This is a genomic window from Klebsiella sp. BIGb0138 (assembly GCF_004342285.1).
GTDB lineage: Bacteria > Pseudomonadota > Gammaproteobacteria > Enterobacterales > Enterobacteriaceae > Klebsiella.
The window spans coordinates 599863-620022 of sequence record NZ_SMCV01000002.1 but is presented as its reverse complement, the minus strand read 5'-3'; the positions used below and the strand labels follow the sequence as shown (position 1 = coordinate 620022).

22 protein-coding genes are annotated in these 20160 nt (G+C 56.2%); 14 read left to right on the top strand and 8 right to left on the bottom strand.

Annotation, left to right across the window (positions count from 1 at the left end; all coding sequences use genetic code 11):
• Position 1: 1 nt before the first annotated feature.
• Positions 2-256: a hypothetical protein gene (locus EDF73_RS07310; protein ID WP_132727736.1), complete on the bottom strand. Its 255-nt coding sequence runs from the start codon at positions 254-256 to the stop codon at positions 2-4.
• 687 nt (positions 257-943) lie between these two features.
• Here EDF73_RS07310 and EDF73_RS07305 point away from each other — a divergent pair.
• The 4 genes from EDF73_RS07305 (at position 944) to EDF73_RS07295 (ending at position 3585) form a co-directional block, all read left to right on the top strand.
• Entirely contained in the window at positions 944-1348 is a 405-nt protein-coding gene (locus tag EDF73_RS07305; protein WP_165905662.1) for a DUF4354 family protein, read from the top strand.
• 233 nt (positions 1349-1581) lie between these two features.
• On the top strand, positions 1582-1710 hold the full coding sequence (locus EDF73_RS27935; RefSeq protein ID WP_279387984.1) for a hypothetical protein: 129 nt from the start codon (positions 1582-1584) through the stop codon (positions 1708-1710).
• A gap of 273 nt (positions 1711-1983) precedes the next feature.
• Positions 1984-2367 carry a biofilm formation regulator BssR gene (gene bssR / locus EDF73_RS07300; protein WP_132727730.1) on the top strand — a complete coding sequence of 128 codons (384 nt, stop codon included), beginning with the start codon at positions 1984-1986 and terminating at the stop codon, positions 2365-2367.
• A gap of 105 nt (positions 2368-2472) precedes the next feature.
• On the top strand, positions 2473-3585 hold the full coding sequence (locus EDF73_RS07295; RefSeq protein WP_132727727.1) for a PQQ-dependent sugar dehydrogenase: 1113 nt from the start codon (positions 2473-2475) through the stop codon (positions 3583-3585).
• A gap of 2 nt (positions 3586-3587) precedes the next feature.
• Here EDF73_RS07295 and EDF73_RS07290 read toward each other — a convergent pair whose 3' ends face one another.
• Positions 3588-4214, bottom strand: a complete 627-nt coding sequence (locus EDF73_RS07290) for a glutathione S-transferase family protein (protein WP_132727724.1) — start codon at positions 4212-4214, stop codon at positions 3588-3590.
• 256 nt (positions 4215-4470) lie between these two features.
• Here EDF73_RS07290 and dacC point away from each other — a divergent pair, with 256 nt between their 5' ends.
• Positions 4471-5673, top strand: a complete 1203-nt coding sequence (gene dacC, locus EDF73_RS07285; RefSeq protein ID WP_132728129.1) for a serine-type D-Ala-D-Ala carboxypeptidase — start codon at positions 4471-4473, stop codon at positions 5671-5673.
• A gap of 28 nt (positions 5674-5701) precedes the next feature.
• On the opposite strand, the gene deoR is transcribed toward dacC, so the two are convergent.
• Positions 5702-6460: a DNA-binding transcriptional repressor DeoR gene (gene deoR / locus EDF73_RS07280; RefSeq protein ID WP_132727721.1), complete on the bottom strand. Its 759-nt coding sequence runs from the start codon at positions 6458-6460 to the stop codon at positions 5702-5704.
• 69 nt (positions 6461-6529) lie between these two features.
• The gene (ybjG, locus tag EDF73_RS07275) at positions 6530-7123 is read right to left on the bottom strand and encodes an undecaprenyl-diphosphate phosphatase (RefSeq protein ID WP_132727718.1); all 594 of its coding nucleotides are present in this window, start codon (positions 7121-7123) and stop codon (positions 6530-6532) included.
• A 328-nt stretch (positions 7124-7451) separates the two neighbouring features.
• Between ybjG and EDF73_RS07270 the strand changes: the two genes are divergently transcribed.
• Positions 7452-8690, top strand: coding sequence for an MFS transporter (locus tag EDF73_RS07270; protein ID WP_132727715.1), 1239 nt, complete (start codon positions 7452-7454; stop codon positions 8688-8690).
• Positions 8691-8736: 46 nt separating this feature from the next.
• Here the strand turns inward: EDF73_RS07270 and EDF73_RS07265 are convergent, their stop codons facing one another.
• Entirely contained in the window at positions 8737-9549 is an 813-nt protein-coding gene (locus tag EDF73_RS07265) for a Cof-type HAD-IIB family hydrolase (RefSeq protein WP_132727712.1), read from the bottom strand.
• Positions 9549-10751: an MFS transporter gene (locus EDF73_RS07260; protein WP_132727709.1), complete on the bottom strand. Its 1203-nt coding sequence runs from the start codon at positions 10749-10751 to the stop codon at positions 9549-9551. Before EDF73_RS07260 ends, EDF73_RS07265 begins: the two co-directional genes overlap by 1 nt.
• 160 nt (positions 10752-10911) lie before the next feature.
• On the opposite strand from EDF73_RS07260, the gene EDF73_RS07255 reads away from it, so the two are divergent.
• Positions 10912-11466 (top strand): TetR family transcriptional regulator, encoded by a 555-nt coding sequence (locus tag EDF73_RS07255; protein WP_132727706.1) that lies wholly within the window; start codon positions 10912-10914, stop codon positions 11464-11466.
• Between the two features lie 511 nt (positions 11467-11977).
• Here EDF73_RS07255 and EDF73_RS07250 read toward each other — a convergent pair.
• Complete coding sequence (locus EDF73_RS07250) at positions 11978-13663, bottom strand: aspartate:alanine antiporter (RefSeq protein ID WP_132727704.1); 1686 nt, start codon at positions 13661-13663, stop codon at positions 11978-11980.
• 266 nt (positions 13664-13929) lie between these two features.
• Here EDF73_RS07250 and EDF73_RS07245 point away from each other — a divergent pair, with 266 nt between their 5' ends.
• Entirely contained in the window at positions 13930-14313 is a 384-nt protein-coding gene (locus tag EDF73_RS07245; protein WP_132727701.1) for an inner membrane protein YbjM, read from the top strand.
• Between the two features lie 6 nt (positions 14314-14319).
• Here EDF73_RS07245 and EDF73_RS07240 read toward each other — a convergent pair whose 3' ends face one another.
• Positions 14320-14583: a GrxA family glutaredoxin gene (locus EDF73_RS07240; protein ID WP_004859945.1), complete on the bottom strand. Its 264-nt coding sequence runs from the start codon at positions 14581-14583 to the stop codon at positions 14320-14322.
• Between the two features lie 206 nt (positions 14584-14789).
• Between EDF73_RS07240 and EDF73_RS07235 the strand changes: the two genes are divergently transcribed.
• The 6 genes from EDF73_RS07235 (at position 14790) to potG (ending at position 20153) form a co-directional block, all read left to right on the top strand.
• Positions 14790-15080, top strand: coding sequence for a YbjC family protein (locus EDF73_RS07235; RefSeq protein ID WP_132727698.1), 291 nt, complete (start codon positions 14790-14792; stop codon positions 15078-15080).
• On the top strand, positions 15064-15786 hold the full coding sequence (nfsA, locus tag EDF73_RS07230; RefSeq protein WP_132727695.1) for an oxygen-insensitive NADPH nitroreductase: 723 nt from the start codon (positions 15064-15066) through the stop codon (positions 15784-15786). Before EDF73_RS07235 ends, nfsA begins: the two co-directional genes overlap by 17 nt.
• 112 nt (positions 15787-15898) lie before the next feature.
• On the top strand, positions 15899-16801 hold the full coding sequence (gene rimK / locus EDF73_RS07225; protein ID WP_132727692.1) for a 30S ribosomal protein S6--L-glutamate ligase: 903 nt from the start codon (positions 15899-15901) through the stop codon (positions 16799-16801).
• An 88-nt stretch (positions 16802-16889) separates the two neighbouring features.
• Positions 16890-17369 (top strand): YbjN domain-containing protein, encoded by a 480-nt coding sequence (locus EDF73_RS07220; protein WP_132727690.1) that lies wholly within the window; start codon positions 16890-16892, stop codon positions 17367-17369.
• A gap of 348 nt (positions 17370-17717) precedes the next feature.
• Positions 17718-18830 carry a spermidine/putrescine ABC transporter substrate-binding protein PotF gene (gene potF / locus EDF73_RS07215; RefSeq protein ID WP_132727688.1) on the top strand — a complete coding sequence of 371 codons (1113 nt, stop codon included), beginning with the start codon at positions 17718-17720 and terminating at the stop codon, positions 18828-18830.
• 189 nt (positions 18831-19019) lie between these two features.
• A complete protein-coding gene (gene potG / locus EDF73_RS07210) occupies positions 19020-20153 on the top strand; it encodes a putrescine ABC transporter ATP-binding subunit PotG (protein WP_132727685.1) in 1134 nt (377 codons plus the stop codon).
• Positions 20154-20160 lie beyond the last annotated feature (7 nt).

Below are 20160 nucleotides of genomic sequence, written 5' to 3'. Positions count from 1 at the left end.
ACTATTTTCGGGTGAAGAAAAAATACGCTGAAAAAATGATATCCAGGAAAATCCACAGCCCGCTAAGAAACAGTATGTGCTTGAATGCGCCAATCCAGAAGGCCGCATCGCGGGCAAACCTGTGTTCGGCGAAGGGCGCTGCCGAACTAAAATACAGGACATACATGCTGACGGCTAACATGACAACATTCATTATGATGAATAATGTAAAAATAATGCTGCCAGTATGTGCTTTTTTACTTTTTTTAAATTTCATAGCGACCCTGTTTTTTAGTGGTTAAGTCAGGCAATAATAACAACAAGACTTTAAACGAAAAATAAACATGGCGGTCTGCGGAGCGCTATCCATATCCGGATATAGGTTGTTACGCTCATCGGTGGTTATTGTAGGGGGTGATGTTGTGCGTGGTGGGGCGTGGTCTCTACAGACTGCGGGGAAGGGCGCGAGGATTGGTCCATATCTCTTTAGGTTGATTGTGAGTTTTAAGCTGCGATGAATGGAAGAAATAAGCATTATGACTGACGAAGTCTTGATTAATATGATAGATAAAAACAAAAATGCATGCGGCTAACGAAAATATCAATATAAGTATTTTCATAGATGCTCCTGATATAGGTGGCAAGAAGGGCTATTTTGCTACGTGTGACCAGGCATGTACACGATGGAAAATAATTTTTGTGCGTTCTGTTTTAGTGTTGTTTATATTTAACGCCTGACCAGGTGTGCTGTGTTAAATAAAAATAAAGCGGAATTTATTAAATTGTTAGTGAGTTTTAATAAGATACTTGATTCTGTTATCAAGATGCGAAACTTAAATTTTAACTGATGTTAACGCATGGATTGTTGATATCAGGTTTATTTTTCATATGCATACTGATGCACTGCTTATCCTCTGCACAAAGAACGGAAATTTTTTTCTCTATACCGGATATTAATCACCCTATGAACGAGCAAATGAATAAACGACCACATCGTTTTGTCTTCACGACGGCCCTGCTGTTTATATCCCTGCACGCGGCTTCGGCGCATAGCCAGAAAAACTATATTATTGAAGCATTTCCAGCGAGAGAAGGTACGGCAATCGCGGCGGATGGACAGAAAAAATACATTAAAAGCTTTGATCTGGTGCTGATCAATGAAGGGCATCCGCTATTAATGACCGAATCAGGGCAGTGCTACCGGGCATATGATGAGAATGGCAATAGTTTTGCTGAGTGGCGAGTGCAGCCGGAACTTTTGGGGCATATTGATGAAGGCGTGGAAACCGGTGAGATTACCTTTGCCAGCGGTAGCCGTGCGGTATACCGGGCAACGTTCGTTCGGTTGAGTACCGATTGCGCTAAGTAAAGCATCCGAAACGTTGTCTACCTGGACCTGACGCCGGTCGCCCGCGCCCGGGGATTCGCGGCGCTGCGCCTTGATGCAACCCGGGTTATTCAGGATATAGATGGGCAATGAATAATCGCAGTGACGCTATGAGATTCTGATTTTTACCTGTGCGCCGGTGCTGTGTTTTCTTATCGTTTATTTTATGCAAAGTATCATGATGAGATAATTGGTTTCTCTGGTGTTAATTAAGCATGAATTTAAAATTAAAAAGTAATATCGGGGTTATTATTCTGATCATTCTCGTCGGCATCTATATTTTTGCGTTGGGTGAGTGCTGGAACTACCTTCTGGATAGCCACTGGATTGCTCTCGTCGACTAAAAGTCGCCATCGCTTGTCTTTGGTGTTACCCCATGGTCCGACGTCTGCCCTCTGTTCAGCGAGTCCGTCGTTTCCCGACGCCATAAGCGTGCAGCGCGCCAGGATGACTTTCCGTATTGGATCGCCCGTCGGCTGGATTTCGCGCTTTGTTTAACAATGTATTTACATTGTAAATGATGTTAATTAACCAGGAATTATTGACCTCGCGCATCATTTTGTACAAAAAATAACCATATCATATCTGTGGTAAAGGATGACAGAGGAGGAAACCTGATGAGCGTTGACAGACTGTATCGTCACCTTCTGAATAAGCTGATTAATGCCCACATTGATCTCGATGCTTATTTGCAGTTGCGCAAAGCGAAGGGCTATATGTCAGTCAGCGAAAATGAGCATCTGCGTGATAACTTGTTCGAACTGTGCGGTGAAATGCGTGAACACGGGCTGCGGCTGCAGCACGTTATTGCGCCGGAAGAGAGGGACGCTCTCCGTCTTGCAGGTGGAGCCGTTGCCTCTGCGGCGGTGTGCCTGATGAGCGGGCATCATGATTGTCCGTCTTATATTGCGGTTAACGTAGAGACGCTAGAACGCTGCCTGGCTGAATTGTCGCTGAATATTCATAAACTGAATAAGCTGGCGCCACTGTCCCACGTCTGAATTCAGGGGGAGGCGAGCTCCCCCTGCTTAATGTTATGTAAAAATCCCGTCCTGTTTCGTCCCGCTGGCTACCCTTATCAGCATTGCTGCCAACAGGAGGATGCCATGCGCCAGATTGCCACCGTAGTGACCCTTGCCGCGCTGTTGTTTCCCGCCCTGACCTATGCCGAAAAGGTGCGCGTTGACGTATTGCAAAACCAGCTTGACCATCCGTGGGCGCTGGCGTTTCTGCCCAATGACCAGGGGATGCTGATCACTCTGCGCGGCGGGGAACTGAAGCGCTGGCGCGAGGGAGACGGTCTCTCGGCGCCGATTGCGGGCGTGCCGAAGGTATGGGCCAACGGCCAGGGGGGGCTCCTGGATGTGGCCCTGGCGCCGGATTTTGCGCAATCTCGCCGGGTCTGGCTGAGCTACGCCGAAGCCGGCGATGACGGTAGGGCCGGCACCGCGGTGGGTTTTGGCCGCCTGAGTGACAACCTACAGCGGCTGGAAAACTTTCAGGTCGTTTTCCGCCAGCAGCCGAAGCTCTCTACCGGCAACCATTTTGGCGGGCGGCTGGTGTTTGATGGCAAAGGGTATCTGTTTATCGGGCTGGGCGAGAATAACCAGCGTCCGACAGCCCAGGATCTGGATAAGCTGCAGGGAAAAGTGGTTCGCCTGACGGAGGACGGCAAAGTCCCGGCCGATAACCCCTTTGTCGATCGGGCCGGAGCAAGAGCGGAAATCTGGTCTTACGGTATCCGCAACCCGCAGGGGATGGCGATGAATCCGTGGAGCCAGACTCTGTGGCTCAACGAGCACGGCCCGCGCGGCGGGGATGAGATTAATATTCCGCAGAAAGGCAAAAATTACGGCTGGCCGCTGGCGACGCACGGCATCAACTACAGCGGGCTGGCGATTCCCGAAGCGCAGGGTACCGCGGTAGAAGGTACCGAAGCGCCGCTTTTCTTCTGGCAGCACTCCCCGGCGGTGAGCGGTATGGCTTTCTACGATGCGCAGACCTTCCCGCAGTGGCGGCATAAGCTGTTTATCGGGGCGCTGAAGGATCAATCCCTGATTGTCCTGCGGGTGAACGGTGACGCGGTGAGCGAAGAAGAGCGTATTCTGCGCGACCGCGGTAAGCGTATCCGCGATGTACGCGTCGGACCCGACGGCTATCTGTATGTCTTAACCGACGAGTCCAACGGCGAGCTGCTGAAGGTGAGCCCCGGGAGTTAGCCTCAGGTCACCGGAATCATCACCACGTTGCGCCACGCCTGGCGCTGGTTGAGCTGCTGATACCAGCGCTGCAGATGCGGGCGCGGCTGCCAGCTATCGACAATCGTCATCAGGTTGTAGACGAACGGCGCAACGGCAATATCGCCGAGGCCAAACGCGTCGCCGGACAGCCAGGCCGACGTCGCCAGTTCGTCATCAAGGATAGCAAACAGCGCTTCGCAGGTGGCGATACCGGCGGCAATCGCCGCCGGGTCGCGTTTTTCCGCCGGCGTTCTGACCAGCCCCATTAACACCGGGCGGTGGGCCGGGGAAAGCGAACCGTTTGCCCAGTCCATCCACTTGTCGCTCTGCGCCCGCTGCCGCGGAGCGTCTAGCCACAGACGGCCGTGGCCATACTCGGCGGCCAGATAGCGAATAATGGCGTTCGACTCCCAAAGCACGAGGCCGTTCGCATCATCTTTGAGCAGCGGCACCAGGCCATTTGGGTTCATCGCCAGATACTCCGGGTCATGATTGAGGCCGAACTCCAGCCCCGCGAGGATTTGCTGATAGGGGAGCGCCAGCTCCTCCAGCACCCAGCGTACTTTCTTCACATTGGTCGAATTATTCCTGCCCCATAGCGTAATCATCTCTGTTCCTGCCTTTTATTGAGCCGTCGTTGCAGCATGGTGAGCAATCATGTTGGAATAGAGATAATATTTAGGCAACCACGATCAAAAAAATTGCTCTGTTTTCAGCAGGGAGCGAGGTTATTGCGTAAACTTTAAAAACTTTACCAACTCGCTGTTTCTTTAAGGTCATTTGTACGCTTTACTCACCGGCTGCTGCTGCGCCGAGAGAGTGTTGCGGCATATTTTGTTTGGAAAGGATACTTGGGTGGCTCTTATGACGCATGATGCTTTTTCCCTTCGCGGCCTCGCGGCAGGCTGCGCACTTCTCGTTCTCGCGGCGCCTGCGGTACAGGCAGCGGAACAACTCCCCGATGCCCCATCGATTGATGCGCGAGCCTGGATCCTGATGGACTACGCCAGCGGCAAAGTACTCAGCGAGGGCAACGCCGATGAAAAACTCGATCCGGCGAGCCTGACCAAGATCATGACCAGCTACGTGGTCGGCCAGGCGTTGAAAGCGGGTAAAATTAAGTCCACCGATATGGTGACCGTCGGTCGCGATGCCTGGGCCACCGGCAACCCGGTGCTGCGCGGTTCATCGGTGATGTTCCTCAAGCCGGGGATGCAGGTATCGGTCGAAGACCTGAATAAAGGGGTGATCATTCAGTCCGGCAACGATGCCAGCATCGCGATTGCCGACTACGTGGCGGGGAGCCAGGATGCGTTCGTCAGCCTGATGAACGGCTACGCCCAAAAAATGGGGCTGACCAATACCACCTTTATGACCGTGCATGGACTGGATGCGCCGGGGCAGTTCAGTACCGCGCGCGACATGGCGCTGCTGACCAAAGCGATGATCCATGACGTACCGGAAGAGTACGCTATCCATAAAGAGAAAGAGTTCACCTTCAACAAGATTCGCCAGCCGAACCGCAACCGCCTGCTGTGGAACGCCAGCCTCAACGCCGATGGCGTGAAAACCGGCACCACCGCCGGCGCAGGGTATAACCTGGTCTCCTCTGCAACTCAGGGCGATATGCGTCTGATTGCCGTGGTGCTCGGGACGAAGACCGATCGTATTCGGTTTAATGAATCCGAAAAACTGTTGACCTGGGGCTTCCGTTTTTATGAAACCGTGACGCCGATTAAACCGGACGCCACCTTTATCACCCAGCGCGTCTGGTTTGGCGACAGCAGCGAAGCCAAACTCGGGGCGGGAGAAGCCGGCTCGATTACCCTGCCGCGCGGGCAGCTGAAAAACCTGAAAGCCAGCTATACCCTGAAGGATCCGCAGCTGACGGCGCCGCTGAGCAAAGGGCAGGTGGTGGGAACCATCGACTTTAAGCTCAATGATAAAACCATCGAGCAGCGTCCGCTGATCGTCATGGAAGCGGTCAACGAAGGCGGTTTCTTTAGCCGGATGATGGACTTCGTGCTGATGAAACTGCACGGCTGGTTTGGCAGCTGGTTCTCGTAAGCCTCTGACCGCGCCCCGCGGGGCGCGGTCAGTACAGCAGTGAAATTTGTTTTTCTTTCGCCAGCGCGAGCAGATCGTCGTCCGGAGAGACATCGCTGGCAATCACGTCAAACTGCGATAAATCGCCCATCCGCGCCGGCCTCACCTTGCCGAACTTACTGTGATCGACCACCAGTACATGGTAGCGCGCGCTGCTCATCGCCCAGTGCTTAACCGGCAGCTCTTCGAGGTTATAGCAGGTTGCGCCCTGCTCGCAGTCGATGCCGGCCGCAGAATAGAAGGCGATATCCGGACACAGATGGCTGAGGGTGTCGCGCAGGCTTAGCGGTTTAAAAATCGCGTTGCTGGCATGGAATTCCCCGCCGCATAAAATAGCCCGGCACTGCGGTTTTTCCTGCAGCGCCAGGAAGGTGTTCAGCGAATAACAGACGCCGGTGAAGGGCAGGGCGTTATCGATCGCGTCGATGATCCACGGCGTGGTAGTCCCGCAGTCAAAAAAAGCCATCTGATGCGCTTCGAGCAACGCGGCAGCGTGGCGGGCAGCGCGGCGTTTCTCATCCACCAGGCGGGTTTTCTGGTCGCTGAGCAGGTAATGGGTCGCGCTGCGGGGCTCGAGGACAATGTAGCCGCCTAACAGCACCACCGGCCCGTTATGGCCGTTCAGATCGCGACGAATGGTCATTTCTGACACGCCCAGCAGCGACGCGGCCTCTTTTAAATGAAGCTTATCGCTGCGCTTGAGCGCCTGAATGAGCTGGCTGATGCGTTCATCACGACGTGTTTCCATATTCCCTCTAAGCTGAAATCGCCCTGCATCGGCAGGGCGTCAGGGGCAATTTTACCTGCCGGAAGAGGGTTAGTCACGCACCCAGCCTTTACGAATCGGCAGGGAGAAGCAAAGACGATACAGCTGCTGCAAATATTGATACAGCGAGCTGCCGCAGGCCTGCCATAGCAGCTGAGCGCCCAGACAGCCGCACATCCCGGTCAGCAGGCCGCCCAGCATATCCAGCGGCCAGTGTACCCCGAGATAGACCCGCGACCAGGCAATGGCGACGGCGGTCGCCATCAAGGCGGCGCCAGACCACAGGCGGTGCCAGAACAGGAACGCCAGCGCAAAGGTAAAACTGATGGTGCCGTGATTGCTGGGGAAGGAGTTATTCGGCGAGTGGTGCAGGAACTGATAGCCCGCGCCGGCGACGAATGGGCGGTCATGCGGAAAAAGGAAACCAAAAATCCATGACAGGCTCAGGCTTATCGCCAGCGCCAGCATCACTTTAAAAACCAGCTGACGCTGATGGGGTCCCCACAGCCATAGCGCGGCGGCCAGCAGGGGCACAATCAGAATCACATCTTTGGCAATCAACGTCGCCAGGCGTATGACCCACGACGGCGAAGCGGGCGTGGCGTTGATTAAGGCAAATAGCGCGTAGTTGATATTTTCCAGCATACTTCCAGGCTCTTGTTATCCGATAGCAATAAGCCGCCCACCTTAAGAGTCGGTGGCGATGAGGTAAAGCAGTATTGTCTTAATTATCAGCTTGTTAAGAACCTACCGCGGGGCGGTATCTTCGCAAACAGGCCACAGAGTCTGAGTATATCGTCTGTAACCTAATTGAAATATAAACGAAATATAGACAGGCCTATTTAAAATGGCGGCGGCGTGGACGGTCAGATGGGGAACCGGGAGCTATTTTTAATCGTCACTCATAATTCACTATCTCCCCAGCCAGACTTTCATTAAACTTTGCGCGATTTTTATTTTAATAAGAGATGGCATGCAGAATTATTCGCTTTCAGGCAAACGCCTCGGACGGCAGGCGCTGCTTTTCCCGCTGTGCCTGGTGCTATACGAATTTTCCACTTATATCGGCAACGACATGATCCAACCGGGCATGCTCTCGGTGGTGGAAGAGTTCCAGGTGGGCAACGAATGGGTACCTACCTCCATGACCGCCTACCTCGCCGGCGGCATGTTTTTGCAGTGGCTGTTAGGGCCGCTGTCGGATCGCATTGGCCGCCGCCCGGTCATGCTCACCGGGGTGGTGTGGTTTATTGTCACCTGTCTGGCGACGCTGCTGGCGCAGACTATTGAACAGTTCACGCTGCTGCGCTTTTTACAGGGCATCAGCCTGTGCTTCATTGGCGCGGTGGGCTATGCCGCGATTCAGGAGTCATTTGAGGAGGCGATGTGCATCAAAATCACCGCCCTGATGGCTAACGTTGCGCTGATTGCACCGCTGCTTGGCCCGCTGGTGGGGGCGGCGTGGGTGCATATTCTGCCGTGGGAGATGATGTTCGTGCTGTTTGCCGTACTGGCCGCCGTCGCCTTTTTTGGCCTGCAGCGCGCGATGCCGGAAACCGCGACCCGCATGGGTGAGAAGCTATCGATGAAAGAGCTGGGCCGCGACTATGGCCTGGTTCTGAAGAATCTGCGCTTTGTCGCCGGCGCGCTGGCGACCGGCTTTGTCAGCCTGCCGCTGCTGGCGTGGATTGCCCAGTCGCCGGTGATTATTATCAGCGGGGAGCAGGCCACCAGCTATGAATATGGCCTGTTGCAGGTGCCGATCTTCGGGGCGCTGATCGCCGGCAACCTGGTGCTGGCGCGTTTAACTTCACGGCGCACGGTACGCTCGCTGATTATCCTCGGCGGCTGGCCGATTATGGCCGGGCTGCTGCTCTCCGCGGTGGCGACGGTGGTCTCTACCCACGCCTATCTGTGGATGACCGCCGGACTCAGCGTCTATGCCTTCGGGATTGGTCTGGCGAACGCCGGGCTGGTACGCCTGACGCTGTTTGCCAGCGAGATGAGTAAAGGAACGGTGTCGGCGGCGATGGGGATGCTGCAAATGCTGATTTTTACCGTCGGTATTGAAGTCAGCAAGCATGCGTATGCCCTGGGCGGCAGCGGGGTCTTCAGCCTGTTTAACCTGCTCAGCGGCGTCCTGTGGCTGGCGATGATTATCTATTTTCTCAAGGATAAGTCCGTGGGGAACTCCAACGACCCGCAGGCATAGCGTCAGGGCTGGCGGGTGCGGCGAGGCTGGCCGCACCCGGCCGGCATCAGGCAAACGGCGCTTCGCGATTCAGCACTTTATCAATAATGTGCAGTACCCCTTCTTCATTGTTATGCGGCGCATCGTATCCGGCGACGGCTTTAACCGGCGCGGCGGCGTTGGCCATCGCAAAACCAAACCCGGCATGTTGCAGCATTTCGATGTCGTTTCCGCTGTCGCCGAAGGCGACCACTTCATGATTATCAATGCCCCAGCGCTCCTGCAGAATGCGCAGGCCGTTGGCCTTGTGGATCCCGGGAATGATCAGGTCGATGCTGCCGTAGCCGGTGGCTACGGCAGTCACCATAGCGCCTAATGCGGCATGCAGCTGCGGCTGGAGGTGCGGGATCAGCCGGTCGGGAACGTTGAGGCCGAATTTCAGAATCACGTCGTCAATCGCGGCAAAATCATCCACCAGCTGCAGGCGATGATAATACTTCGCGGCAACCGTCTTCAGCGCGTCGTTATAGCGATTGAGCGTCCAGGCGCTGCGTTTGCCGCAGGCGATAATGTCAATATCTTCCAGCGTGTGCAGGTAGTCGACCACGGTGTGGAAATGGTCCTTCGGTAACTGGCAGTTGAAGACGTCAACTCCGGCGCTCACCACCCAGCCGCCGTTTTCCGCGACGAAGGAAATCTCGTGGGCAATTTCCGGGAAAAACGAAATCAGCTGATAATACTGGTTGCCGCTGGCGACCACGAAGCGAATATCCTGCTCGCGCATCCGCTGATACTGGCTCAGGAAGCGCTGGCGATTATAGGTTTTGGCATCGTTTAAGAAGGTGCCATCCATGTCGACTGCAATCAGTTTAATGCTCATCAATTGTTCTCCATGACCGGTTCATGCTGTGGCCTGGCCACCGCCCGGGCGACCAGGGCAGCCACCAGCACCAGACCCAGCACCACCATCATGGCGCTGCGCAGGCCGAAATGTTCGCCGAGGAAGCCCAACAGCGGCGGCCCGACAAGAAAGGCGAGGTAGCCGGTTATCGCCACCACGCTGACGCGCTTCGGCGCATCCGGCCCGGTGTCGCTGGCGGCAGAAATGGTCAGCGGGAAACCGAGCGAGGCGCCGAGTCCCCACAGCAGCACGGAGATACCGGCCACCCACGGGTTGTCGACGAAAATGATCAGACCGATGCCCAGCGCCCCCATGATGGCGCTGGCGCGGACCACCGTAACCCGGCTGTAGCGATCGATAAACCAGCCGCCGGTGAAGCGACCGAGGGTCATCCCGAGGGTGAAGCCGGCGTAAATTAACGAGCCGGAGGTCGGACTGAAGCCGTGGCCGTCAACCATCAGCAGCGGCAGCCAGTCGTTGGCGGATCCCTCCGCAAAGGCCATGGCCAGCACCACCACGCCAATCAGCAGCAGCTGGACATCGCGCCACACCGGGAGACCTTTTGCTTCGTGATGGGCGGTTTCGGGCGCGTTCTGGCCGGTGCCGTCCGGAATGGCGCGAATGGCGATAGCGATCGGCGCGATCGCCACCAGCGCCGCCAGCAGAATATGCGGCGCGGCGGGCAGGCCAAAGCCGGTCACCGCCATACCTACCCCGGCGCCGAACAGCGTGCCGAAGCTGTAAAACCCATGCATCATCGGCAGGACGGTTTTATGCATTTCCCGCTCAACGGCGGCGCCTTCGACGTTAATCGCCACTTCCGCCGAGCCGAAGCTGGCGCCAAAAATAGCCAGACCGAAGGCAAACAGGGCGGCGGAGGTGAGCCACAGCGCCAGGCTGAGCACCATCATACCGACGACTGCGCAGGACATGGTGGTGCGAATGACTTTGCGGGTGCCGAAGCGTTTAACCAGCCACGCAGAACAGAGAATACCGCTCATCGAGCCAATCGACAGACCAAACAGGACGATACCCATTTCCGCCGTCGATAGCGTCAGCAGATCGCGGATCGCCGGCGTACGGGTGGCCCAGGAGGCCATCAATAAACCGGGAATAAAGAAGAACATAAAAAGTGCCCACAGCCGAAGCCGCAGGGCTCTGCGGGAGGTTTGCGTTGTCATCCGTTAACGTCAGTGAATGAGAAGATGGAGACAACAGTAGCAAGGTTGTGTACATTTGTACATATTCTTCGGAATGCCCGTTCCCTCAACGCCAGCATGGCCCGGGCAACGGCATTGCCGCCGGAGCGCAGCGCGAATGACTGCCAATAAGAGGAAAGATATGGCCCGTCGACCGAACGACCCGCAGCGCCGGGAGCGCATTTTGCAAGCGACCCTGGATACCATCGCCGCCCACGGTATTCACGCGGTAACCCACCGTAAAATCGCCAGCTGCGCCGAAGTTCCGCTCGGTTCGCTGACCTACTATTTCAGCGGCATTGAAGCGCTGATTGAAGAGGCGTTTCGTCTTTTTACCCGCGAGATGTCGGCTCAGTATCAACAGTTTTTTACCACGGTCAGCAGCCGTGAAGAGGCGTGTGATGCGATTGCTGAGCTGATCTTCAGCGCCCAGGTGACCACCGCGCGAAATATGGAGCTGATGTATCAGCTGTATGCGTTTTGCAGCAGCCAGCCGGCGCTGAAGGCGGTGATGCAGCACTGGATGCGGCGCAGTCAGCAAACGCTGGAGCAGTGGTTTGCAGCGGAAACGGCTCGTGGACTGGATGCGTTTATCGAGGGCATGACCCTGCATTTTGTCACCGATAGCGCGCCGCTCTCTAAGCAGGCCATCCGCCTGATGGTCGGACGCCTGGCGGGAGAGGCGAACGCGCCATAGCGCGCAGCGCGTCATGCGCATTGACCGGTCCGTCGCCCGCGCGCGCCGCACGGATTTCGCGGGCAGCCCGATCCAGCTTATTCTGGTTGCGCGCGCCGGGATATATCCGCGCCCCTCGCGGCCATGACATGTGCCGCGGCGCTGCCAGGTGCGCCGCTCCCGCCGAAGATAACCGCGACCTTGGTTTGCGCCAGCATCGCGTTTCCTCTCAGCGGTCTGGGTCCGTCAAAAGTACGGGCAATAATCGGGGGATGCAAATGGCGGGGGCAAGGCGTCCGCGATTGGGCATCTGGCAACGGAAAGTGAACAGCCTGTGCAGGCGAGGTTGAGCAGGGTTGGGAGGATTGTTCTGCACGCAAATGGCAGGCAACAAAAAACCCATCAACCTTGAACCAAAATGGCGGGGTTGATGGGCTCCACAAAATGGGGACATCAAAGAAAAGCAGTGGCACTACTTATGACTGATGCCTGAGAGAAAAGTTCTGCCTCTCGCCATTTTTTTCTGAAATATTTACTGTAGCCCTGGCCAGATGATGACTATCAGCGTCCCCGCGAGGGTGAGCAGCACGTTGGCAATCGCGTAAGTTCCCGCATAGCCCAGCGCCGGAATGTTGCTGCGCGCGGTGTCGCTGATGATTTCCATCGCCGGGGCGCAGGTACGCGCGCCCATCATCGCGCCAAACAGCATCGCGCGGTTCATGCGCAGCACATAGGCGCCGAACAGGAAACAAATCACCACCGGCACCAGGCTGACAATCAGACCCGCCGCCAGCATCTGGCCGCCGACAGCCCCCAGACCGTGCCCGATGCCGGATCCCGCGCTCAGGCCGACGCCGGCCATAAATACCATCAGACCGAACTCCTTCACCATATTCAGCGCCCCCTGCGGGATGTAGCCGAAGGTCGGGTGGTTGGCGCGCAGGAAGCCGAGCATAATCCCGGCGAACAGTAGCCCCGCGGCGTTACCGATGCCGAAGCTAAAGGAGCTGAACTGGAAGGTGATCATCCCGATCATCAGCCCGACGATAAAGAAGGCGCAGAAGGCGAGCAGGTCGGTGACCTGGCTGTGGATCGAGATAAAGCCAATGCGATCGGCGACGGTTTTGACCCGCCGCGCATCGCCGCTGACCTGCAAAACGTCGCCCTTGTTGAGCACCACGTTATCGTCGATCGGCATCTCAATCTGGCTGCGAATGACGCGGTTTAAGAAACAGCCGTGGTCGGTCAGCTTCAGCTGCGCCAGGCGGCGGCCTACGGCGTTATGGTTTTTGACCACGATCTCTTCGGTGACGATGCGCATATCCAGCAGGTCACGGTCGAAAACCTCTTTGCCGTTACGGAAGCTGGGGTCGAGACGGGCGTGCGCGTCCGGGTAACCCACCAGCGCGATATCATCACCTTTCTGCAGTACCGCATCGCCATCCGGGTTCGCCAGAATCCCGTTACGGCGAATACGTTCGATGTAGCAGCCGGTCTGACGATAGATCCCCAGCTCACGCAGATTTTTCCCGTCAGCCCAGGCCACCAGCTCCGGGCCGACGCGATAGGCGCGGATCACCGGCAGATAGACTTTGCGTTTAGAGTCGGTATCGAGCCCGCGTTCACGGGCGATTTGCTGGGCGCTGGTTTGCAGATCCTGATGCTGCAGCTTCGGCATATAGCGAGCGCCGACGATCAGACTGACGAGGCCAATCAGATAGGTCAGGGCGTAGCCGAGGCTCAGGTGGTCAAGGGACAGCGCCAGCTGGTCGCTGGGCAGGCCAAAATGGCGGAGCGTATCGCCCGCGCCCACCAGCACCGGCGTTGAGGTCATCGCCCCGGCGAGCATCCCCGCCGTCAGGCCGATGTCCCAGCCGAACAGTTTACCCAGCCCTAACGCCAGCAGCATCGCGCTGCCAACCATCACCAGGGCCAGCATCAGATAGTTTTTGCCGTCGCGGAAAAAAATAGAAAAAAAGTTGGGGCCAGCTTCGACGCCGACGCAGAAAATAAACAGCATAAAGCCCAGATTTAGCGCATCAGTGTTAATACTGAAATGCTGCTGGCCTAATAATAATGAAACCACTAAAACGCCAATAGAATTACCAAGTTGTACCGACCCGAGGCGCAGTTTCCCGAGACAAAGCCCGAGGGCAAGTACAACGAATAATAACAGGATGTAATTCCCGTTTAACAAATCTGCGACGTTTATATTCACGAAAGCCAACTTCTCATTTACTAGTAAGTTGTTGAAGGAAAGGGTTATTTGGTCTAAGGTTGCTCCAGTGTTCGCGTTGTCCCGAACCCTATTCTGGCATCCCGTTATAACCGGTAAAAATAGAGTCGGTAGTTTAATCCTTCCTGGATGCTGCGGCTAGTCACAATCTTTTTTACCTCGACGGGGCCAAATTGGCATGGATTGCCGGAATGCTTTATCTGACTGGACGAAATGAAATGGGTTGGAGGCAGAATCAGGAGGATGTTGTGAAATCTGAGCGTGCCTGGATCGGTATTACCTGCGGGTTCTTGTTGTTTATTGTGGTGTGCTTATCGCTGTTACTGCATATGAAAGGCGTCTTTCGCGCCGGTGGCAATCCTGAGGTCGGGCTGCTTTTTTTTCTGTTGCCCGGCGCGGCTGCAAGCTGCCTCTCGCCAGGGCGACGGGTAATGCTCCCGCTGGCGGGAGCTATTCTGGCGGCCCCGGTCTGCCTGCTGGTGATGCGGCTTTTTTTTGCGACGCAACGTACGTTCTGGCAACAGCTGGCGTGGTTATTTAGTGCGGTATTCTGGTGTGCGCTGGGGGCGTTGTGCTTTTTGTTTATCTGCGCCTGGTTAGACACCAGGCGCAAGCACTCGTCAGAGGAATGAGCCGGCTCAGGCGAACAGACCGAGATTCTCTTTCGCCCACGCTTCAAAATCCGTGCAGCCGCCGATATGTTTTTGATCGACAAAGATCTGCGGCACGGTCTCAACCGGCTTACCTACGGTCTTTTCCAGATCGCTCTTGCTGATGCCTTCAGCATGAATATCCACGTAGCGGTAGTTAAAATCATCACGTTCGTTGGTCAGTTTTTCCGCCAGCTCTTTGGCGCGAACGCAATACGGGCAGCCTGGACGACCAAAAATAACGGTAAACATGCTTTCTCTCCTTAAACTCTCAGCCGGATGGCGAATGGCGGCTATGATGCCCCGTTATACCGGTGAGTAAAAGAAGGTTCTGCCTTTTTCTCCGATGGTTTAAGGCTATGTTTGATAAATGTCTTCGTGGTTAAATCACTATACTGTCCCTGCTGCGCGGCGATCGGCCGATCGATCGCGCGGCCCACATTGACCGGAGGAGAGTTATGCGATCGCCCGCCATTTTGCCCAAAAGCGTTCTGCTGGTAGAGATTATTGGCATTGTGCTGCTGACCCTGGCCTGGCTCTCGCTGAACCAGTATTTGCGCCTGCCCGCGCCGTTTTCCGGCCCGACGGCCGCTCTGCTGATGATTTTCCTCGGCATCCTGCTGATGCTGCCGGCCGCTATCGCCTTAATGTGGCGAATGGCAAAGATCGTCGCGCCGCAGCTGACGCAAACGAAAAAAACACCTTCTTCACCACCAGACAGAGAACAACGAGATGACGCCGACCATTGATCTGCTGCGCAGCCACCGTTCCATTCGCCACTTTACCGATGCGCCGATCGACGATGAACAGCGCGCGGCCATTATCGCCAGCGCCCAGGGAGCCTCCAGCTCCAGTTTTTTACAATGCAGCTCAATTATTCGCGTCACCGATCCGCAGCTTCGCCAACAGCTGGTGACGATGAGCGGCGGGCAGCAGCACGTCGCGCGTGCGGCAGAATTTTGGGTATTTTGCGCCGATTTTAACCGCCTGCTGCAAATCTGCCCGGACGCCCAGCTGGGGCTCGCCGAACAGCTGCTGCTGGGGGCGGTGGATACCGCAATGATGGCGCAGAACGCGCTGGTTGCCGCAGAATCGCTGGGGCTCGGCGGCGTCTATATCGGCGGGATCCGCAACAGCATCGACGCGGTGACCGAGCTGCTGAAGCTACCGCAGCACGTGCTGCCGCTGTTTGGCCTGTGCCTGGGCTGGCCGGCCGATGATCCGGACGTGAAACCGCGTATGCCTGCGGCGCTGCTGGTGCATGAAAATGCCTATCAGCCGGTGGATGATGCGGTTCTGGCGCAGTATGACGAGCAGATGGCGCAGTACTATCTGTCGCGCGGCAGCAACGCGCGCCGCGATACCTGGAGCGACCATATCCGTCGCACTATCATTAAAGAAAGTCGCCCGTTTATTCTCGAATATCTGCATAAGCAGGGGTGGGCAACGCGCTGATTGCGTGTACACTGCACCTGCTTGCCGTCCCGTCATTCGCTGGACAGGGCGGTCGTGGCGCAATTAACATATTGCAGGCCCGCCGGAGCGGGCCTTGTTGCAGAGGTGCAGGGTGAAAATTGCCATATTATCCCGGGATGGAACGCTTTATTCATGTCGTCGCCTGCGCGAAGCCGCGCACCAGCGCGGCCATCAGGTGGAAATCCTCGATCCGCTATCCTGCTATATGAACGTGAGCCCTGTCGCCTCATCGATTCACTATAAAGGCCGCCAGCTCCCGCATTTCGATGCCGTGATCCCACGCATCGGCTCCGCGATTACCTATTACGGCACCGCCGCGCTGCGTCAGTTTGAACTGCTGGGCAGCTATCCGCTGAATGAATCGGTGGCGATCACCCGCGCCCGCGACAAGCTGCGTTCGCTGCAGCTGCTGGCGCGTCAGGGGATCGATCTCCCGCTGACCGGCATTGCGCACTCTCCGGACGATACCAGCGATTTGATCGCCATGGTCGGCGGCGCGCCGCTGGTGGTGAAACTGGTGGAGGGCACCCAGGGCATCGGCGTGGTGCTGGCGGAGACGCGGCAGGCGGCGGAGAGCGTGATCGACGCCTTCCGCGGCCTGAACGCGCATATTCTGGTTCAGGAGTATATCGCGGAGGCGAAAGGGCGGGATGTTCGCTGCCTGGTGGTCGGCAATGAGGTCGTGGCGGCGATTGAGCGCCGGGCGAAAGAGGGCGATTTCCGCTCTAATCTGCACCGTGGCGGCGTGGCAACCGTCGCGACCATTAGCGAGCAGGAACGGGGGATGGCCATCCGGGCTGCGCAAACCCTGGGGCTGGACGTCGCCGGGGTTGATATCCTGCGGGCGACCCGCGGGCCGCTGGTGATGGAGGTCAACGCTTCACCAGGCCTGGAAGGTATTGAAACCACCACCGGGATAGATATTGCCGGGCGAATGATCGCCTGGATTGAGTGTCAGGCGACGCCGGAATTTTGCCTGAAAATGGGCGGATAATCCGCATCGGATACACTTTCATGGTATGCGCCGCGTTTTTTGCGTAAGCTATGGCGTCGTTTTTCCACAGTAAGAGGTCACAGGTCATATGGATTCACTGGTCGTTCCGGGTCTGGATACGCTGCGTCATTGGCTCGACGAATTAGGCATCAGCTTTTTTGAATGTGATTCCTGCCAGGCATTGCACCTGCCGCATATGCAGAATTTCGACGGCATTTTTGATGCTAAGCTCGATCTGGTTGACAACGTGGTGCTCTTTTCCGCCCTTGCGGAAGTGAAGCCTTCGGCGTTGCTGCCGCTGGCTGCGGATCTCTCGGCGATTAATGCCAGTTCATTGACCGTAAAAGCCTTCCTCGATATTCAGGATGATAATCTGCCAAAACTGGTGGTGTGCCAGGCCTTGTCCGTTGGCGTTGGTATCTCCTTTGAACAGTTTGGCTGGTTTGTGCGCCAGAGCGAAGAGCAGATCTCGATGGTTATCCTCGAAGCGGCGGCCAATCAGGTGCTGTATAAAGCCGAAGAGGAAGAGTACGCCGCTGAGGATATTCAGCACCATTTTCTTCACTAAACCTGTCGATGAATAGCGCAGCCACTACCATAGCGGCTGCGTATTACGCGCTTTTATTCTGCTATTAACCTTTCCTTACGGAATTTTTCACCGCTATTCTGCCGCTTTTGGCTTATCACGTAGACCGTTATTGCCTAAAAAATTGATAAAAGGCGTTTTTTTAGCTGGGCTATAGCCTCTTATTCTGGCTACAGTTATTCTGACGATGCTTCCAGTTGCGGGCAACCATTCCGGGAGAGGTCCTCTCTCCTTTTCTTTGGCAATGAGAAAATATGCATGATTATTGCATGCAGACAAGTGCGTATATTAAGCCCGCTTGTTAACGGGCATTGAGAAGGAATAAGAGATATGACCGCCTTTGGTAAAAAATGGTTAACAGGTCTGATTACAGGTGCGTTGATGGCCGTCTCTGCCGGTTCACTCGCCGCTGAACAAAAAACCCTGCATGTTTATAACTGGTCTGATTATATTGCCCCGGATACGGTGGCGGATTTCGAAAAAGAGACCGGTATTAAAGTGGTGTACGACGTTTTTGACTCCAACGAAGTGCTGGAGGGCAAATTAATGGCGGGCAGTACCGGTTTCGACCTGGTGGTACCGTCAGCCAGCTTCCTTGAGCGCCAGCTGGCGGCGGGCGTATTCCAGCCGCTGGACAAGAGCAAACTGCCGAACTGGAAAAATCTCGACCCGGAAGTGTTACAGCTGGTTGCGAAGCACGATCCGGAGAACAAGTACGCGATGCCGTATCTGTGGGCGACCACCGGCATTGGCTATAACGTCGATAAAGTGAAAGCGGTGCTGGGCAAAGACGCGCCGCTCGATAGCTGGGATCTGGTGCTTAAGCCGGAGAACCTCGAAAAACTGAAAAGCTGCGGCGTCTCTTTCCTTGATGCACCGGAAGAGATCTTCGCCACCGTGCTGAACTATCTCGGCAAAGATCCAAACAGTACTCAAGCCAATGATTACACCGGCCCGGCAACTGACCTGCTGCTGAAGTTGCGGCCTAATATCCGCTACTTCCACTCCTCGCAATACATTAACGACCTTGCCAACGGCGATATCTGCGTCGCCATCGGCTGGGCGGGCGATGTCTGGCAGGCGGCAAACCGCGCTAAAGAGGCGAAAAACGGCGTCAACGTTTCCTACTTTATTCCCAAAGAAGGAGCGCTGGCGTTCTTTGATGTCTTTGCGATGCCGGCGGATGCCAAAAATAAAGATGAGGCCTATCAGTTCCTTAACTATCTGATGCGCCCGGAAGTTATCGCCAAAATCAGCGACCAGGTGTATTACGCCAACGGTAACAAGGCCTCTACGCCGCTGGTCAGCGAAGCCATCCGCAATAATCCGGCTATCTACCCACCGGCTGACGTGTTCGCCAAGCTGTTTACCCTGAAAGTTCAGGATCCGAAAATCGACCGCGTGCGTACCCGCGCGTGGACCAAAGTCAAAAGCGGCAAATAAAACCTGACGGCCCGGTTCGCCGGGCCGGAAAAGGTGTTACTCAGCCGGGAGATTGCCATGCCCGGCCTGAGCAGACGCGAAAGTCACGTGTAGCGAAAATATGCACCAGGATGGTGCACCTGCACTGTAAAGCACAATGTATGGCAACCGGGCCATACGGTGGTTAGTTTTTTGCCGGAGAGCACCCGAGTGAATGACGCAATTCCCCGCCCACAAGCGAAAACCCCGAAAGCGCTGACCCCGCTGCTGGAAATCCGTAACCTGACGAAGTCCTTTGACGGGCAGCACGCCGTCGACGACGTCAATCTCACGATTTATAAAGGCGAAATTTTCGCCCTGCTGGGCGCATCCGGCTGCGGAAAATCGACGCTGCTGCGCATGCTGGCCGGCTTTGAAGAGCCAACCGCCGGGCAAATTATGCTGGACGGCGTCGACCTGTCGCGGGTACCGCCGTATCAGCGCCCCATCAATATGATGTTTCAATCCTATGCGCTGTTTCCCCATATGACGGTGGAGCAGAACATTGCCTTCGGCCTGAAGCAGGACAAGCTACCGAAGAGCGAAATCACCAGCCGGGTGCAGGAGATGCTGGCGCTGGTGCATATGCAGGAGTTTGCCAAACGCAAACCGCATCAGCTGTCCGGCGGCCAGCGTCAGCGCGTGGCCCTGGCCCGCAGCCTGGCGAAACGTCCGAAGCTGCTGCTGCTCGATGAGCCCATGGGCGCTCTGGATAAAAAGCTGCGCGACCGCATGCAGCTGGAAGTGGTGGATATCCTCGAGCGCGTGGGGGCGACCTGCGTGATGGTGACCCACGATCAGGAAGAAGCGATGACCATGGCCGGGCGTATCGCCATTATGAACCGCGGTAAGTTCGTGCAAATTGGCGAGCCGGAAGAGATCTACGAGCATCCGACGACCCGCTATAGCGCCGAATTCATCGGTTCGGTCAACGTCTTTGAAGGGCTGGTCAAAGAGCGTCTGGAAGATGGCCTGGTGCTGAGTTCGCCGGGGCTGACGCATCCGCTGAAGGTCGATCCCGACGCTTCCGTCGTCGATAACGTCCCGGTGTGGGTCGCCCTGCGGCCGGAAAAAATCATGCTCTGCGACGAGCCGCCGGCGAATGGTTACAACTTCGCGGTCGGGGAGGTGATTCATATCGCCTACCTCGGCGACCTGTCTATCTACCACGTACGGCTGCAAAGCGGACAGATGATCAGCGCTCAGTTGCAGAACGAACACCGCCACCGCAAGGGCACGCCAACCTGGGGTGATGAAGTCCGTTTGTGCTGGGATGCCGACAGCTGCGTTGTTCTGACGGTGTAAGGAGAGG

What these genes read in the sequence shown, in the direction of transcription:
- EDF73_RS07310 (WP_132727736.1), bottom strand. Translation starts at nt 256, where the DNA reads ATGAAATTTAAAAAAAGTAAAAAAGCACATACTGGCAGCATTATTTTT.
- EDF73_RS07305 (WP_165905662.1), top strand. Translation starts at nt 944, where the DNA reads ATGAACGAGCAAATGAATAAACGACCACATCGTTTTGTCTTCACGACG.
- EDF73_RS27935 (WP_279387984.1), top strand. Translation starts at nt 1,582, where the DNA reads ATGAATTTAAAATTAAAAAGTAATATCGGGGTTATTATTCTGATCATT.
- bssR (WP_132727730.1), top strand. Translation starts at nt 1,984, where the DNA reads ATGAGCGTTGACAGACTGTATCGTCACCTTCTGAATAAGCTGATTAAT.
- EDF73_RS07295 (WP_132727727.1), top strand. Translation starts at nt 2,473, where the DNA reads ATGCGCCAGATTGCCACCGTAGTGACCCTTGCCGCGCTGTTGTTTCCC.
- EDF73_RS07290 (WP_132727724.1), bottom strand. Translation starts at nt 4,214, where the DNA reads ATGATTACGCTATGGGGCAGGAATAATTCGACCAATGTGAAGAAAGTA.
- dacC (WP_132728129.1), top strand. Translation starts at nt 4,471, where the DNA reads ATGACGCATGATGCTTTTTCCCTTCGCGGCCTCGCGGCAGGCTGCGCA.
- deoR (WP_132727721.1), bottom strand. Translation starts at nt 6,460, where the DNA reads ATGGAAACACGTCGTGATGAACGCATCAGCCAGCTCATTCAGGCGCTC.
- ybjG (WP_132727718.1), bottom strand. Translation starts at nt 7,123, where the DNA reads ATGCTGGAAAATATCAACTACGCGCTATTTGCCTTAATCAACGCCACG.
- EDF73_RS07270 (WP_132727715.1), top strand. Translation starts at nt 7,452, where the DNA reads ATGCAGAATTATTCGCTTTCAGGCAAACGCCTCGGACGGCAGGCGCTG.
- EDF73_RS07265 (WP_132727712.1), bottom strand. Translation starts at nt 9,549, where the DNA reads ATGAGCATTAAACTGATTGCAGTCGACATGGATGGCACCTTCTTAAAC.
- EDF73_RS07260 (WP_132727709.1), bottom strand. Translation starts at nt 10,751, where the DNA reads ATGACAACGCAAACCTCCCGCAGAGCCCTGCGGCTTCGGCTGTGGGCA.
- EDF73_RS07255 (WP_132727706.1), top strand. Translation starts at nt 10,912, where the DNA reads ATGGCCCGTCGACCGAACGACCCGCAGCGCCGGGAGCGCATTTTGCAA.
- EDF73_RS07240 (WP_004859945.1), bottom strand. Translation starts at nt 14,583, where the DNA reads ATGTTTACCGTTATTTTTGGTCGTCCAGGCTGCCCGTATTGCGTTCGC.
- EDF73_RS07235 (WP_132727698.1), top strand. Translation starts at nt 14,790, where the DNA reads ATGCGATCGCCCGCCATTTTGCCCAAAAGCGTTCTGCTGGTAGAGATT.
- nfsA (WP_132727695.1), top strand. Translation starts at nt 15,064, where the DNA reads ATGACGCCGACCATTGATCTGCTGCGCAGCCACCGTTCCATTCGCCAC.
- EDF73_RS07220 (WP_132727690.1), top strand. Translation starts at nt 16,890, where the DNA reads ATGGATTCACTGGTCGTTCCGGGTCTGGATACGCTGCGTCATTGGCTC.
- potF (WP_132727688.1), top strand. Translation starts at nt 17,718, where the DNA reads ATGACCGCCTTTGGTAAAAAATGGTTAACAGGTCTGATTACAGGTGCG.